The sequence below is a fragment of the Methylobacterium sp. Leaf94 genome, from assembly GCF_001426045.1.
Lineage (GTDB): Bacteria > Pseudomonadota > Alphaproteobacteria > Rhizobiales > Beijerinckiaceae > Methylobacterium.
Genome location: NZ_LMRM01000010.1, coordinates 48,022 through 62,404, shown reverse-complemented (window position 1 = coordinate 62,404; position 14,383 = coordinate 48,022). Strand labels below are relative to the sequence as shown.

Here is a 14,383-nt window from a genome sequence, read left to right as displayed (position 1 = left end):
GGCTCTGCACCGTTCCGGGGCGCGAACCGGTGTCCAAGCCCGTTCTCACACAGTCAGTTTTGCAAAGCCATGGGCCGAGCTGCTTCGGGGCTCGGCGGTCTGCTTGACCAAACGACAACAGAGGGATCCCACCATGGGTAAGGTAATCGGTATCGATCTCGGCACCACGAATTCCTGCGTGGCCGTCATGGAAGGCACGCAGCCCAAGGTCGTCGAGAATTCGGAAGGTGCACGCACCACGCCGTCGATCGTCGCATTCACCGACGAGGGCGAGCGGCTCGTGGGCCAGCCCGCCAAGCGTCAGGCGGTCACGAACCCAGAGCGCACCTTCTTCGCCATCAAGCGTCTCGTGGGTCGGACCTACGACGATCCGATGACGCAGAAGGACAAGGGTCTTGTCCCCTACAAGATCGTTCGCGGCGACAATGGCGATGCCTGGGTCGAGGCGGACGGCAAGAAGTACTCGCCCTCGCAGATTTCCGCCTTCACCCTGCAGAAGATGAAGGAGACGGCCGAGGCGCATCTCGGTCAACCGGTGACGCAGGCCGTCATCACGGTACCCGCTTACTTCAACGATGCCCAGCGTCAGGCCACCAAGGATGCTGGCAAGATCGCCGGTCTCGAGGTCTTGCGAATCATCAACGAGCCGACCGCGGCGGCCCTCGCCTACGGCCTCGACAAGAAGAAGGCCGGCACCATCGCAGTTTACGACCTCGGCGGTGGTACCTTCGACGTGTCGATCCTTGAGATTGGTGATGGCGTATTCGAGGTGAAGTCTACCAACGGCGACACCTTCCTGGGTGGCGAGGACTTCGACAACCGTGTGGTCGAGTATCTGACGAGCGAGTTCAAGCGCGAGCAGGGCATCGACCTCACGAAGGACAAGCTCGCCCTCCAGCGCCTGAAGGAAGCCGCTGAGAAGGCCAAGATCGAGCTGTCGTCAGCGACACAGACCGAGATCAACCTGCCCTACATCACGGCCGATGCTACGGGTCCAAAGCACCTCGCGCTCAAGCTCAGCCGAGCGAAATTCGAATCCCTCGTGGACGATCTCGTCCAGCGCACCATCGAACCCTGTCGCAAGGCGCTCAAGGATGCGGGCGTTTCGGCCTCCGAAATCGACGAGGTGGTGCTGGTCGGTGGCATGATCCGCATGCCGAAGATCCAGGAAGTCGTGAAGTCCTTCTTCGGCAAGGAGCCCCACAAGGGCGTCAACCCGGATGAGGTCGTGGCCATCGGCGCGGCGGTTCAGGCCGGTGTGCTCCAAGGCGACGTCAAGGACGTGCTGCTCCTCGACGTGACCCCGCTGTCGCTGGGCATCGAGACCCTGGGCGGCGTGTTCACTCGCTTGATCGACCGCAACACCACGATCCCGACGAAGAAGTCCCAGACCTTCTCGACGGCCGAGGACAACCAGAACGCGGTGACCATCCGGGTCTTCCAGGGCGAGCGCGAGATGGCGGCCGACAACAAGCTGCTCGGCCAGTTCGATCTGATGGGCATTCCTCCGGCGCCGCGCGGCATGCCGCAGATCGAGGTGACCTTCGACATCGACGCCAATGGCATCGTGAACGTCACGGCCAAGGACAAGGCGACGAACAAGGAACACCAGATCCGCATCCAGGCGTCGGGTGGCCTGTCGGACGCCGATATCGAGCGGATGGTCAAGGACGCCGAGGCGAATGCCGAGGCGGACAAGAAGCGCCGCGAACTCGTCGAGGTGAAGAACCAGGGCGAGAGCCTGATCCATGCCACCGAGAAGTCGGTGAAGGAGTACGGCGACAAGGTCACTGCGGACGACAAGGGCGCCATCGAGACGGCCATCACCGCGCTCCGCACCGCCCTCGAGGGGGACGATGTGGAGGTCATCAAGGCCCGCACCACCGACGTGATGCAGGCTTCGATGAAGCTCGGCGAGGCGATGTACGCCGCCAACCAAGCCGGTGAGGCGGGGGCCGAAGCCGGCACCGGTGAGGCGAAGAAGGACGACGTCATCGACGCCGACTTCCAGGAAGTCGATGACAAGGACCAGAAGAAGCGGGCATAACGCCTACATCTGAAGACGGGGCCGGAGCGATCCGGCCCCGAGCCATGTTCGGCTTGTCCCGATGAGCGGAACCAGCCGCGTTTCAGGCGCACCGGCGTTTGATGGGGACGGTGCGGTCCAGTCGGATCGAAGCGCCGGGGACTTTGAGGACGGGAATGTCGAAGCGGGACTATTACGAGATTCTGGGCGTCTCCAAGACCGCGACTGACGGCGAGATGAAGGTCGCCTTCCGTAAGCTCGCCATGAGCTATCACCCGGATCGCAATCCGGGGAATGCAGAGGCCGAGCTCAAGTTCAAGGAAATCAACGAGGCTTATCAGTGCCTGTCTGACGGTCAAAAGCGTGCCGCGTACGACCGCTTCGGCCACGCCGCATTCCAGCAGGGTGGCGGCGGCGGTCCCGGATTCGGAAACGAGTTCGGCGACTTCATGTCGGATATCTTCGACAACTTCTTCGGTGATGGCCGGGCCGGCGCTGGCGGCGGACGTGGCGGCGCGCGCGGCGGCCCGGCACGCGAACGCGGCGCCGACCTCCGCTACAATCTCGAGATCTCCCTCGAAGAGGCGTTCAGTGGAAAGGCCGAGACCATCAAAATGGCGACCTCGGTCACCTGCGAGGTCTGCTCCGGCTCCGGTGCCAAGGCCGGTTCGAAGCCGCGTCCCTGTCAGACCTGCGGTGGCTATGGCCGCGTGCGTGCGGCGCAGGGCTTCTTCGCCATCGAGCGCACCTGCCCGAACTGCCACGGCCGCGGTGAGGTGATCGACGATCCCTGTAGCGCCTGCAGCGGCGCAGGCCGCGTGACGCGCGAACGGACCCTCGCCATCAACGTACCGGCCGGCGTTGACGACGGCCTGCGGATCCGTTTGGCCGGCGAAGGCGAGACAGGCCTGCGCGGCGGACCGGCGGGTGACCTCTACGTCTTCCTCTCGATCAAGCCGCACGAGTTCTTCCAACGTGACGGCGCCGACCTGTTCTGCCGCGTGCCGATCTCCATGGTGACCGCGGCGCTCTCGGGCGAAATCACCGTGCCGGTGATCGATGGCTCGCAAACCCAGGTCCGTATCCCAGCCGGCACCCAGACGGCGAAGCAATTCCGTATCAAGGGCAAGGGCATGCCGGTGCTGCGATCGCGCGACGTCGGCGACCTCTACATCCAGGTTTTCGTCGAGACGCCGCAGAACCTCTCGAAGCGCCAGCGCGAATTGCTCCAAGAGTTCGATCAGTCGGCCTCCGACGAGAACCATCCGGAGAGCGCGGGCTTCTTCTCCAAGGTCAAGGATTTCTTCGACGGGCTCGGTGGGGTAGCCAGGACATAGACTTGCAATATCCTTCGGATCAAAACCGTTCGGCCACGGTTATCGCATGTGGCGGTCGAGCACCGCCTGCACGATCCTTGTGTGCGCCCCGGCGGGTTCGATGTTTGCAAGCTTGACTGCCGGAGAGCTTCGTCGTCTAGCCTTTCCCTCCCAACCCGTGATCTGAGGACATAGGGTCTTGCCGCCGCTACGCCGCTCCAGCGCAAAAGCCGACCTCGCTTCCGGTGCCAACCGTACACGGCGGGATCCGCTGGAGGACGAGGCGCGATTCCTGCGTTCCTGGTTCGAGCGTCCCCTCGTCACTGGCGCTGTGACGCCGTCTGGCAAGATGCTCGCCCGCACGATGGCCTCCTACGTCGATCCGCGCATCACCGGCCCTGTAATTGAACTCGGACCTGGGACGGGACCCGTCACCGAGGCTTTGATCCGGCGTGGCGTTGAGCAGGAGCGCCTGATCCTGGTCGAGTATAATCCGGATTTCTGCAAGCTGCTGCAGAAGCGCTTTCCCCGCGCGACGATCTTGCGCGGCGACGCCTACAACATTCGCGAAACATTCGGCACGATGCTGGCGGAGAAGGCGGCGGCGATGGTTTCAAGCCTTCCGCTCTTCACGAAGCCCTTGGAGCAACGTCTCGATCTCTTGAACGCCGCCCACGAAATGATGCATCCGAGTGCGCCGTTCGTGCAGTTCACGTACGCGGTGGTCCCGCCGATCCCGGCCCGGTGCGATGCCGGCACCTACACGGCCAGTCGTTCGAACCGAGTCTGGCTCAATCTTCCGCCGGCGCGTGTCTGGGTCTATCGCCGACCCTGAGGGCGATCGTTGAATTTCCGAACGCAGGCTGAAGAGAGGTCTCAGTTCGCGTTCAGTGCCAGAGCACTATCCCGGATGCCGAGGGCGAGACCCGCCTTGGCAATCGAGACAGGAGCTTCACGATGATCACCTTGCGCGCAGTTTCTTTGCGGGGAATGAGAACTCTGTTCGCCGTGATGAGCTTCGCCGGCGGCTTCGCACTCGCGACGAATGCGCAGGCTTTGCCCCTCGTGGCGCTGGTCCACGGGGATCCGCAAACCGCAATCACCCCGGTGCAGTACTGGGGCGGGCATGGTGATTGGGGCCATCATCGCCGCCATCACGAGGACCGCGGCTATGGTCACCAGCGCCGGCATTTTGGCTGGGGGCATCGCGATCACGGCTGGGATCATTACCGCGGTTGGGAAGGGCGTCGTCACCATCACCACGGTCGCGGACGTTACGACTACTGACCGCTCCGGCTTCCGGTGCTTCACCGAAGAGCCGGCGCCTGCCTATCCCGCGATCCGCTCCAGGACCGCAGGCGTTCGCTCCACGGGTGTCGGGTCGATGCGGTAGGCCGCCAGCAAAGCGGCTTCGGCTCGCTCGGCGGAGGCTGCATCGGCTGCATGGACCATCGCAAGCGGCTGGCCTTGCTCGATCCGAGCTCCGATACGGGGCAGCCCGGTGAAGCCGACACGTGGATCGATGTCGTCCTGCGGGCGGGTTCGACCACCACCGAGACCGATCACCGCAATGCCCAGATCTCGCGTCGCGATCGAGGCGACGTAGCCGTCCGTCTTCGCAGCGATCGCGCGCGTGATCGGCGCCTTTGGCAGGTAGCGCCCGGTCCGCTCGACGAGGTCGACGGGCCCTCCGAGCGCAGTGACCATCCGGGCGAAGACTTCGAGCGCGCGGCCTGACGCTCTCGCGTTCTCCAGGCGGGCAGAAGCGTCCGCGACGTCGGAACTGAGGCCGCCGACCACCAGCATCTCGGCGGCAAGCGCCAGCGTCACGGCGTGGAAGGCCGGCTCGCACCAGCGCCCGGTGAGATAGTCGAGGGTATAGGCAACCTCCAGGGCGTTTCCGGCCGCCGAGGCGAGGGGCGAGTCCATGTCGGTGATCAGCGCCACCGTACGCAGGCCCGCACCACCCGCCACATCGACGATACTCCGCGCAAGACCCTCGGCTTCCGGGCGCTCGGCCATGAAGGCGCCCGAGCCCACCTTGACGTCCATCACCAGGCCGTCGAGACCGGCAGCGAGTTTCTTGGACAGGATGGAGGCGGTGATCAGGTCGAGGGACTCGACAGTGCCCGTCACGTCCCGAATCGCGTAGAGGCGCCGATCCGCGGGCGCGAGGTCTGCGGTCTGTCCGATGATGGCGCAGCCCACGTCGGCGGTCACACTCCGGAAGCGGTCGAGGCCCGGCATCGCGTCGTAGCCCGGGATGCTCGCGAGTTTATCGAGGGTGCCGCCGGTATGCCCGAGGCCGCGTCCCGAGATCATCGGGACGTAGCCGCCGCAGGCCGCGACCATCGGTGCGAGCGCGAGGCTGACCGCGTCCCCCACTCCGCCGGACGAATGCTTGTCCAGGACGGGTCCGGGTAGGTCCCACCGCAGGACGGTGCCGGACTGGGTCATCGCCCGGGTCAGCGCCACGCGCTCCGACCACGACAGGCCGCGGAAAAACACCGCCATGGCGAAGGCAGCGGCCTGCCCCTCGGTCACCCGCCCGTCCGTCAGGCCCGCGACGAAGTCCGCGATGTCCTCGGCCGGGATCGCGCCGCCGTCCCGCTTGGTGCGGATGAGTTCCTGGGGCAGCCTCATCGGCCGGGCTCGGCGGAGGCCGCGACCAAGGCCGTGCGCAGGCTGCTGGCGCCGAGGCGAAATGTGCGGGGAGAAACCCAGGCCGGCCCCATGACGCGATCGGCGAGGGCGAGGTAAGTGCCCGCATCCCCGACGGTTTTCAGGCCCCCCGAGACCTTGAGACCGACGGGATGCCCCCCTGCGTAGTCCCGGATTGCGTGAAGCATCGCCTCAGCGGCCTCCGGGGTCGCCGAGACCGCGCTCTTGCCCGTGGAGGTCTTGAGGAAATCCGCCCTGGCCTCGATGGCGAGGCGGCTCGCGGCCGTGATGGCGTCCGGGGTCGCCAGGACGCCGGTCTCCAGGATGACCTTCAGCAGACGACCGCCGTCGCAGACGTCGCGGATCGCGGCGAGCATGGTGCGCGCCGTGCCGGTCTCGCCGGCGAGGACGCTGCGGTAGGGCAGGACGAGATCGATCTCGTGGGCGTCATCGGCCAGCGCTTCGGTCGTATCCTCCACCGCCCGCTCGATATCGTCGCCGCCGGCGGGAAAGTTGATGACGGTGGCGACGCGCACCGGCGTGCCGGCGAGCAGCCGGGCGGCGCGGCTCACGTAGTGCGGCCAGACGCAGACGGCGGCGACCGCGCTCGCCCGGGCGTTGCGGCAGAGCGCGTCGATGGCGGTCTCCGAGCAGGATTCGCTCAGATCGGTGAGGTCGAGGAGGGGCAGGGCCCGCCGGGCGATGGAGGCGTCGTCGGTCATCAGGGGGCACTCGCGGGCAGGCGGGCGACGAAGGCGGCGACGAGGCGGGCGAGGGCGTCGCCGGCCCGGGCGGCGACGGCCTTGGTCTCCGCGTGGTGGGGATCGCCGCCGTCGATCCCGGCGCCGAGGTTGGTCACGACCGACAGGGCGGCGACGGGCAGGCCGTAGAAACGGGCGAGGATAACCTCCGGCACCGTCGACATGCCGACGAGGTCGGCCCCGAGGAGGCCGGCCATGCGGACTTCCGCCGGGGTCTCGAAGCTCGGTCCGGCGAACCAGGCATAGACGCCCTGGTGCAGGGCGACGCCGGATTCGCGTGCTGCATCAATGAGATGGGCGCGCAAGGCGGCGTCGTAGGCGCCCACCATGGGCACGAAGCGGGCGTCGCTGGCCTCGCCGATCAGCGGGTTGAGGCCCGAGAGGTTGAGGTGGTCGGTGAGCGCCACGAGGCTGCCGGGGCCGACCTCCGGCCGCAGGGAGCCGGCGGCATTGGTGAGGAGAAGCGCTTGTGCTCCAAGGACTTGCGCGACGCCGAGCGGCACCCGCATCACGGCGGCGTCGCCGGTCTCGTAGGCGTGGGCGCGGCCCTCGAAGACGAGGACCCGGCGTCCGGCGAGGGTCCCGGCATGGAGGCGGCCGCCATGGCCGCTCACGCCCGGGGCCGGAAACCCCGGAATCTGCCCGTAGGATACCGAGAGGGTCGTGTCGAGGTCACGCACGATTCCGCTGAGTCCGGTGCCGGTGACGATCGCGCAGGCGAAGGGTCCGCCGAACCCCTGCGCGCGCAGCAGACCGGCGGCGGCCTGGACCCCCGGCTCCGGTTCACGCAAGGATTTATCCCCCATCGGTCCCCCCGGGAGCGGCGCCCAGGTTGTCCGGGCCGAAGGAGTTGGGCAGCAGGGCCCCGACGGTGAAGGCGGCGCGCAGGCCCGCCGGGTCGGCGACGTGGACCCGGACCGCGGGACCGGCGAATTCGCGGATGCGCTGCCGGCAGGCGCCGCAGGGGGTGACGAGGCCGGGCCCCGGGCCGAGGACCAGCAGGGCGGCGATGCGCTGGCCGCCCGCGGCCACCATGGCGGCGATGGCCCCGGCCTCGGCGCAGGTCCCCACCGGATAGGCGGCGTTCTCGACGTTGCAGCCGGCATGGAGGGCGCCCGACTCGTCCAGGAGCGCCGCCCCGACGGGAAAGCGCGAGTAGGGGGCGTAGGCGCGCCCCTGCGCGGCCAGGGCGGCCGCGAACAGGCGGGACAGGTCCAGACTCATGACGTCCGAAATCTTGGCGTCCAAAGTCGTGGATTCCGGGGTCATCGGGGCGGGACACGGCACGGCATTCCCCGACTTAGGCACCAAGGGGCGGGGCTGTCGAGGGCCGGCGCAACGGATGCATCGACAGCGCGCCCCCGGGCTCCTAAGACGGTGCGAACGGGAGACGAGCCGGGAGGCGGGGGACCATGTTGGGACGTTTCGAGCGCGGCGCCTCCGGCGAGGCGGTGGTGGAGTACGGCGACGGCACCATGCGGGTGATCAAGCCCGGCAGCTTCGTGCGCTGCGCGGTAACCGGCGAGGCGATCCCCCTCGATGCCCTGCGCTACTGGAGCGCGACCCGGCAGGAGGCCTATGCCAGCCCCGAGGCGGCGATGCAGCGCCTCGCCGAGACGGGACGTCCGGATTAGGGGATTTTAGCGCAATTAGTAGGTCAGAGACCGGGTAGGTTCTGCACATACGAATTTGATGGAGGCTACCGCGGGTGCAGCCCTAACATCGGATTGCCTCGTACGACCGGCTTGGGCGAATTTTCGCTGGTCCGCTTACCGGCGGTTCAGGCATTACAGTGGTCGTAGACGCCAAACAGATGGGTGATCCGTTTCAGAGGCCCCTTCTTGGCAACGATAGAGGTCAAAAGCGTGCTGCGACACCGCCCATGATCGTGCGCGGCGTACCCGGTGTGGCGTAACGGTTCTGGAAGGCGCGGTCGTAATAGTTCGTGTCGAGTAGGTTGTCGACATTAAGATAGACCCGCACCTGCGGAGTGATCCAATAGTACGAGATCAGGCTTAAGATCGTGTAGTCCGGCAGACGAAAGGTCGAGAGGGCGGTGCCAGCCTTGCGCTGACTGACATAAGTCACGCCACCACCAAGACCAAGCCCCCGTAATTCTGCCCCTTGGAACTCGTAGACGCTCTGCAGGGCGAGGGTGTCGGCAGGGATGTTGGCGATCCGCGTGCCCACGGGCAGCGTGTTGTCGCGGCTCACGGAGGCATCCGCATGGGTATAGGTGCCGATCACCCGCAAGCCGGGTGCCAGATATCCAGCAACGGTCAGGTCGAAGCCCCGGCTGCGCACCTCGCCCGCCGCCACGCTGAAGTTTGGATCGACAGCATCGGCCGTGAGGACGTTGTTGCGCCGGATGTCGAACAGAGCCGCCGTGGCGCTCAGTTGCCCGTCGAGTAGGCTGAGCTTGGCGCCGACCTCGTAGCCTTCGCCTTGCTGGAAAGCAAAGGGGCGTCCTGAGCGATCCGTGCCGGTATTCGGCAGGAAGGAACGGCCGTAGCTGCCGTAGACCGAGACCTCATCGGTGAGATCGTAGGTGAGGCCGAAGCGCGGGGTCGCGACCGTATCCTGCAGGCTCGTGGTGCGGCCGGTGCGGTAGTCGGTGGAAACGAGGCCTAGGTTCTCCACGCGCACGCCCAGAAGGGCATGAAGCCGTGGAGTGAGGTCTATCTGATCCTGAACGTAGCCACCGAAGCTCTCGGTGTTCTGCAGGAAGTTGGTGATCGAAGTGAGTGGAGGGCGGGTGGATTGCCCGTAGCGGGGCGAGAGGAGGTCGAGGATGAAGGGGAAGAGGTTTGCGTTCGAGCGGTCGAAGATCTCGCGATAGCGGTACGTGTCGTACTCAAAGCCCATCAGCAGGGTATGGCGGAATGGGCCGGTCTCGAACTTGCCCGCGAGGTTGAGTTGCAAGTCGAGATCCGACCAACTCAAGTCGCGATGCTCGAAGGTTCGGCGTAGGGTACGCCCATCACTGAGGACATTCATGGCGCCTACGCCGTCGCCAAAGAGCTTCCCACCCAGCGCCTGGACGCCGGCAGTGACCACCCAGTCCTGATCGAGCTTGTGCTCGATGCGCAGCTGGCCAAGGGCGTTATCGTTGCGCACCGGCGGGATGCCGGGCTCGCCAATGAAGCGGTTGCGCGGCAGGGCGCGGATGTTACCGTTGATCGGCACGACGCCCCGATCGAAGGTCGCCGTCGTGCTGGCGAACTCGCCCTCCAAAGTGATCGTGGCGTCAGCGGTGGGCTTCCAGGCGATGACGGGAGCGAGGTAGAAGCGGTCGCCGTGTACGAAGTCGCGGAAACTTCCGTTGTCCTCAACGGCGCCCGTAATGCGAGCGAGCACCCGGCCTTGCTCGTCGAGGGCGCCAGTCGCGTCGAAGGTACTGCGCTTCTGGTTGAAGCTTCCGAACTGCGTGCCGATCGCGAGGGCTCGCTCGGCCAATGGCTGCTTAGTGACGATGTTGAAGGTCCCGCCGGGATCGCCGCGTCCGTATAGGAAGGCAGACGGACCCTTCAGCACCTCGATTCGCTCAATGGAGACCACGTCCGGCGAGGGCGGGTAGCCCCGATTGATTGGGAAGCCGTTGCGGTAGTACTCGCCCGTATTGAAGCCACGGATGGTGAACTCCGTCAGGCCAAGGCCCGCGAAATTGTTGGCCCGGCCGACGCCGGCAAGATCGAGGGCGGTGTCGACCCGCGTCGCGGCAGCGTCCTGCAGAACCCGATCCGGCACGACGACGACCGTCTGGGGCACCTCGCGTATCGGCGTGTCGGCGCGGGTTGCGCTGACGCTGTCCCGTGCAAGGTAGCCATCGACCTTGCGTGCTGTTCCGCCCGCAGACGCTCCGGAGCCGGCCACCGAAAGTTCGTCGAGCTGAACCTCTTGTGAAGCATCTGCGGCGAGCTGAGCTGCGGCCAAACTGGGCCCGAAGCTGACTAACGAACCCGATTGCGCCAGAAGCACGAAAGCAGCGGACGAGGCCAGCGTAGTGGTTCTCTTGGGCATTTTGCTCGACACGTTCACGCACGCAAACCAACTTGAATTAATTCGGTCCGTTACGGTCCAGAAACACATGCGGTCAAGCTTGCAGGTTTCCGAGCACACACGTCTAGTTTCGAGGTATTCGAATATACCTTAGCCTTGGTCTGGAAGCGTTATAATCTGTCGCGTCTCGCAGGAGATGTGTTGCATACGCGTGACAGCGATGAAGGTCGTTCGCCCGGCCAGCAGTTCCATTTGTGTTGAAGCCGGTTTGAGGCGGCATCCCGCCTGTGTACTTCTGACGAACAGCGCAACCGCTGGACGCCCTGACGGATTGCTGCTTTCAAGAAGTGCTCATAGTTGGCCGTATAATCGCCGGGGGTCGTCAGTGACCTGTCCGCTTCGAACTGCAGAACAAATTGGGCGTCAGGCGAGAAACTCTTTTAAAGATCCGACTTAATCTTTGCTATCGCCCAATCCCCACAACCAACCCCCGCAACTGCCCTACCAAACCCCCCTCATCGGCAAACGCCAAAGTAACAGGCAGCACCGCGACGCGGGCGGCGAAGGGGGCGGTGAGGCGGACGTGGTCCTTCTCGGTGGTGACGAGGTCGGCGCCGAGGCGGGTGGCTTCGGCCGCGAGGGTGGCTTCGTCGGCGGGGCCGTAGGGGTGGTGGTCCGGATAGGCGCGGGTTCCAACGAGGGTGGCGCCGGCCTTTACGCAGGTTGCGAAGAACTTTTGGGGGCGGCCGATGCCCGCGAAGGCGAAGACGCGGCGGCCTGTCAGGTCGGCGCCGGGGATCAGGCGGGCGCGGTGGACCGGGAGTCCGCGGGCTTGCGCCGCCGCCGCCACGGCCTCGCCCCGGTCTCCGGTCCCGATCAGCACGAGGCCGTGGATGTGGGGCCATTGCCGGGCCAGGGGCACCCGCAGGGGACCGGCCGGGAAGGGCCGCCCATTGCCGAGGCCGGCGCCGGCATCGACCACGGCGAGCGAGAGCGTCTTGGCGAGGCTCGGGTTCTGCAGGCCGTCATCCATGACGATGACGTCGGCGCCCGCGCGGACGCAGAGGGCGGCGCCGGCCGGGCGGTCCCGCGACAGGATCGTCGGCGCGGCCCGGGCCAGGAGCCGGGGCTCGTCGCCGGTCTCTTCGGCCGTCTGGCGGGACGGATCGACCCGCACCGGCCCGGCGAGGCGCCCGCCATAGCCGCGGGTCAGAAAGGCCGGGTTCGCCCCGAGGGCGCGCAGGTGGGCGGCGAGCGCCAGGGCGGTGGGGGTCTTGCCGGCCCCGCCCAGGGTGAAGTTGCCGACGCAGAGGACGGGGCAGGGGGCTTTCGCGCCGGGCCGGTCCATGCGCGCGGCGGTGTGCCGGCCGTAGAGGGCGCTCAACGGCGCGAGCCACTGGGCGGCGGGATGGCCGGGGCCTGCGTCCCAGAAGGCGGGGGCGCGCATCAGCCGGCGCTCACGGGGCCGCCATCGCCCGGAGCGTCATCTGGGCGATGAAGGGATCGAGCACCGCCAGGGTGCGGGCGACGGCGCCCTCGAAGGGTTGGAGCGCGGCTTCCCCCGCCCGGCTCATCGCCGCGATGCGGGGGCCGTCGGCCAGGAGGGTGTCCAGGGTTTTCGCGAGGGCGTCGGCGTCGGTCACCGTCAGGGCGCCGCCGGCTTCGTCCAGGGCGGCATAGACCTGGGTGAAGTTGTGGATGTGCGGCCCGTGCAGCACGGCGGCCCGCAGGCGGGTCGGTTCGATCGGGTTCTGGCCGCCATGGGGCACCAGGGAGCCGCCGAGATAGACGATGCGGCCGAGGCGGTAGAACAGGCCGAGCTCGCCCAGGGTGTCGGCGACGTAGAGATCGACCCCGCCATGGGGGCGCCCGCCCTGCGAACGCCGCACGCTGGTCAGGCCCTCGGCCCCCGCGCAGGCGGCGACGTCGCCGCCGCGATGGGGATGGCGCGGCACCACGATGGTGAGGAGGCGCGGCCAGCGTTCCTTGAGGCGGGCATGGGCTCGGGCCGCCATGGCGTCCTCGCCCGGATGGGTGCTCGCCGCGACCCAGACCGGCCGGTCGCCGACGAGGTCGCGCAGGTGGGCGAGCTGCTGGCCGTCCGCCGGGGGGACCTCGGAATCGTATTTCAGGTTGCCGGCGATGCTGACCCGGGGGGCGCCGAGGCGGCGGAAGCGGTCGGCATCCGCGTCGGTCTGGGCAAGGCAGATCGCGATGCGGGCCAGCAGCGCCTCGGCGGTCCGGGGGGTGCGGGCCCAGCCCCGATACGAGCGCTCGGACATCCGTCCGTTGACCACGAGGAGGGGGATGCCGTGCCGGTGCAGGCCCAGCACCGTGTTCGGCCAGATCTCGGATTCGGCGACAAGGGCGAGGTCGGGCCGCCAATGGGCGAGGAAGCGGTCCACCCAGCGCGGCGCGTCGAGGGGCATGTACTGGTGCACGGCCCCGGCGGGCAGGCGCCGCCCGATCAGGTCGGCGGCGCTGCGGGTGCCCGTCGTCACCAGCACCGAGAAGCCGCGGGCGATCATGCCGTCCACGAGGCCGACCAGGGACAGAGCCTCCCCGACGCTGGCCCCGTGCATCCAGACGAGGCGGCCCGTCGGCCGGGCCCGGCCCGGCAGGCCGCGCCGCTCGGCCAGGCGTCCGGCATCCTCCTTGCCCCGGCGGGCGCGCCAGCCGAGCAGCCCCACCAGCGCCGGCTCGCCGAGATAGAGACCGGTGCGGTAGGCCCGCAGGAGCGCCGTGAGGGGCGGGGCCTTCGCCATCGCCTTCACGCCGGTTCCCCGACCCGGCCGTCCGCCCCGACGCGGTCGGGATGGCCGACGCGGTCGTGGGGCCCGACCCGGTCGGGCCGGCCGACCAGGGTGTAGGCGCGGTCGTGGACGCGGTTCATCTCGGCCTCGAGCTGCCGGCGCAGGGCCTCCAGGGCCTCGGGCTCCACGTCCCGCGGCACGAAGAGGGGTTCGCCGAACACCATCGCGCCCCGGCCGAAGGGCAGACCGAGGCAGGCCCGGTCCCAGCTGTCGAAGCGCCAGTGCCGGCTCGTCACCACCGCCACGGGGATGATCGGCCGGCCGGAGAAGCGCGCCAGGGTAAGGATGCCGGCATCGGCCCGGCGCGAGACCTTCGGCACGTCGGCGCTGAAGGCCACGCTCTCCCCGTCCTTCAGGGCCCGCAGCATGGCGCGCAGGCCCTCGGCGCCGCCCTTGGCCCGGGCGTCCCGCAGGACGCGGCCGCGGGCGCCCGAGGCCCGGATCACCCGGACGCCCATGCGGGTGAGCGCGATGGTGTTGATGTTGCCGTCGGCCGACCGCGAGATAATCGTGGCGATCCGGTCGTGCGGCCGGCGCATGAACGAGATCATCGTGTGCTGGCCGTGCCACATGCCGGCGATGAAGGGGCTGTGCCCGTCGAGCCAGGCATCCGGCGCGGCCGGCTCCACCGTGAAGCGGTTGGTGCGCCGCACGAGGCGGAGGTAGCCGCCCGCGAGGATGCCGAGGGCCTGCTGGACCGCCGGGGCGCGGCCGATGCGTTTGACGAGGCTCATCACGTCGCTTTCGCGTCGCCGACGGACCGGCGATGCCGTCGAGGAAGGGATGTCCGCGGAGCCGTCCCGCGCG

At 67.8% G+C, this 14,383-nt stretch carries 13 protein-coding genes; 5 read left to right on the top strand and 8 right to left on the bottom strand.

What is annotated here, in order from left to right:
• Positions 1-133 precede the first annotated feature (133 nt).
• From dnaK to ASG63_RS24040, 4 genes are all read left to right on the top strand, one after another.
• On the top strand, positions 134-2,047 hold the full coding sequence (dnaK, locus tag ASG63_RS07540) for a molecular chaperone DnaK (RefSeq protein WP_056213744.1): 1,914 nt from the start codon (positions 134-136) through the stop codon (positions 2,045-2,047).
• 155 nt (positions 2,048-2,202) lie between these two features.
• Positions 2,203-3,363, top strand: a complete 1,161-nt coding sequence (dnaJ, locus tag ASG63_RS07535) for a molecular chaperone DnaJ (RefSeq protein ID WP_056213741.1) — start codon at positions 2,203-2,205, stop codon at positions 3,361-3,363.
• Between the two features lie 178 nt (positions 3,364-3,541).
• A complete protein-coding gene (locus ASG63_RS07530; protein ID WP_056213738.1) occupies positions 3,542-4,177 on the top strand; it encodes a class I SAM-dependent methyltransferase in 636 nt (211 codons plus the stop codon).
• 122 nt (positions 4,178-4,299) lie between these two features.
• A complete protein-coding gene (locus ASG63_RS24040; protein WP_156394115.1) occupies positions 4,300-4,629 on the top strand; it encodes a hypothetical protein in 330 nt (109 codons plus the stop codon).
• 42 nt (positions 4,630-4,671) lie between these two features.
• Here ASG63_RS24040 and deoA read toward each other — a convergent pair whose 3' ends face one another.
• From deoA to ASG63_RS07505, 4 genes are read right to left on the bottom strand one after another with little or no spacing between them, the layout of a single operon-like run.
• Complete coding sequence (gene deoA / locus ASG63_RS07520) at positions 4,672-5,985, bottom strand: thymidine phosphorylase (protein WP_056213733.1); 1,314 nt, start codon at positions 5,983-5,985, stop codon at positions 4,672-4,674.
• Positions 5,982-6,725, bottom strand: coding sequence for a deoxyribose-phosphate aldolase (deoC, locus tag ASG63_RS07515; protein ID WP_056213731.1), 744 nt, complete (start codon positions 6,723-6,725; stop codon positions 5,982-5,984). Before deoC ends, deoA begins: the two co-directional genes overlap by 4 nt.
• Positions 6,725-7,555: a purine-nucleoside phosphorylase gene (locus tag ASG63_RS07510; protein ID WP_244479847.1), complete on the bottom strand. Its 831-nt coding sequence runs from the start codon at positions 7,553-7,555 to the stop codon at positions 6,725-6,727. Before ASG63_RS07510 ends, deoC begins: the two co-directional genes overlap by 1 nt.
• Before the next feature lie 4 nt (positions 7,556-7,559).
• A complete protein-coding gene (locus ASG63_RS07505; protein WP_056214005.1) occupies positions 7,560-7,988 on the bottom strand; it encodes a cytidine deaminase in 429 nt (142 codons plus the stop codon).
• Positions 7,989-8,176: 188 nt separating this feature from the next.
• On the opposite strand from ASG63_RS07505, the gene ASG63_RS07500 reads away from it, so the two are divergent.
• Entirely contained in the window at positions 8,177-8,398 is a 222-nt protein-coding gene (locus tag ASG63_RS07500) for a DUF2093 domain-containing protein (RefSeq protein WP_056213726.1), read from the top strand.
• 223 nt (positions 8,399-8,621) lie between these two features.
• Here the strand turns inward: ASG63_RS07500 and ASG63_RS07495 are convergent, their stop codons facing one another.
• The 4 genes from ASG63_RS07495 to ASG63_RS07480 all read right to left on the bottom strand — a co-directional run bounded on the left by ASG63_RS07495 (position 8,622) and on the right by ASG63_RS07480 (position 14,310).
• On the bottom strand, positions 8,622-10,784 hold the full coding sequence (locus tag ASG63_RS07495; protein ID WP_200957535.1) for a TonB-dependent siderophore receptor: 2,163 nt from the start codon (positions 10,782-10,784) through the stop codon (positions 8,622-8,624).
• A 442-nt stretch (positions 10,785-11,226) separates the two neighbouring features.
• On the bottom strand, positions 11,227-12,210 hold the full coding sequence (gene lpxK / locus ASG63_RS07490; protein ID WP_056213722.1) for a tetraacyldisaccharide 4'-kinase: 984 nt from the start codon (positions 12,208-12,210) through the stop codon (positions 11,227-11,229).
• A 10-nt stretch (positions 12,211-12,220) separates the two neighbouring features.
• A complete protein-coding gene (locus tag ASG63_RS07485) occupies positions 12,221-13,528 on the bottom strand; it encodes a 3-deoxy-D-manno-octulosonic acid transferase (RefSeq protein ID WP_056214001.1) in 1,308 nt (435 codons plus the stop codon).
• A gap of 5 nt (positions 13,529-13,533) precedes the next feature.
• Positions 13,534-14,310 (bottom strand): lysophospholipid acyltransferase family protein, encoded by a 777-nt coding sequence (locus ASG63_RS07480; RefSeq protein WP_056213719.1) that lies wholly within the window; start codon positions 14,308-14,310, stop codon positions 13,534-13,536.
• Between the last annotated feature and the right edge of the window lie 73 nt (positions 14,311-14,383).

Coding starts and splice junctions, on each gene's coding strand:
- dnaK (WP_056213744.1), top strand. CDS start 134: ATGGGTAAGGTAATCGGTATCGATCTCGGCACCACGAATTCCTGCGTG.
- dnaJ (WP_056213741.1), top strand. CDS start 2,203: ATGTCGAAGCGGGACTATTACGAGATTCTGGGCGTCTCCAAGACCGCG.
- ASG63_RS24040 (WP_156394115.1), top strand. CDS start 4,300: ATGATCACCTTGCGCGCAGTTTCTTTGCGGGGAATGAGAACTCTGTTC.
- deoA (WP_056213733.1), bottom strand. CDS start 5,985: ATGAGGCTGCCCCAGGAACTCATCCGCACCAAGCGGGACGGCGGCGCG.
- deoC (WP_056213731.1), bottom strand. CDS start 6,725: ATGACCGACGACGCCTCCATCGCCCGGCGGGCCCTGCCCCTCCTCGAC.
- ASG63_RS07505 (WP_056214005.1), bottom strand. CDS start 7,988: ATGAGTCTGGACCTGTCCCGCCTGTTCGCGGCCGCCCTGGCCGCGCAG.
- ASG63_RS07500 (WP_056213726.1), top strand. CDS start 8,177: ATGTTGGGACGTTTCGAGCGCGGCGCCTCCGGCGAGGCGGTGGTGGAG.
- ASG63_RS07495 (WP_200957535.1), bottom strand. CDS start 10,784: ATGCCCAAGAGAACCACTACGCTGGCCTCGTCCGCTGCTTTCGTGCTT.
- lpxK (WP_056213722.1), bottom strand. CDS start 12,210: ATGCGCGCCCCCGCCTTCTGGGACGCAGGCCCCGGCCATCCCGCCGCC.
- ASG63_RS07485 (WP_056214001.1), bottom strand. CDS start 13,528: ATGGCGAAGGCCCCGCCCCTCACGGCGCTCCTGCGGGCCTACCGCACC.
- ASG63_RS07480 (WP_056213719.1), bottom strand. CDS start 14,310: ATGAGCCTCGTCAAACGCATCGGCCGCGCCCCGGCGGTCCAGCAGGCC.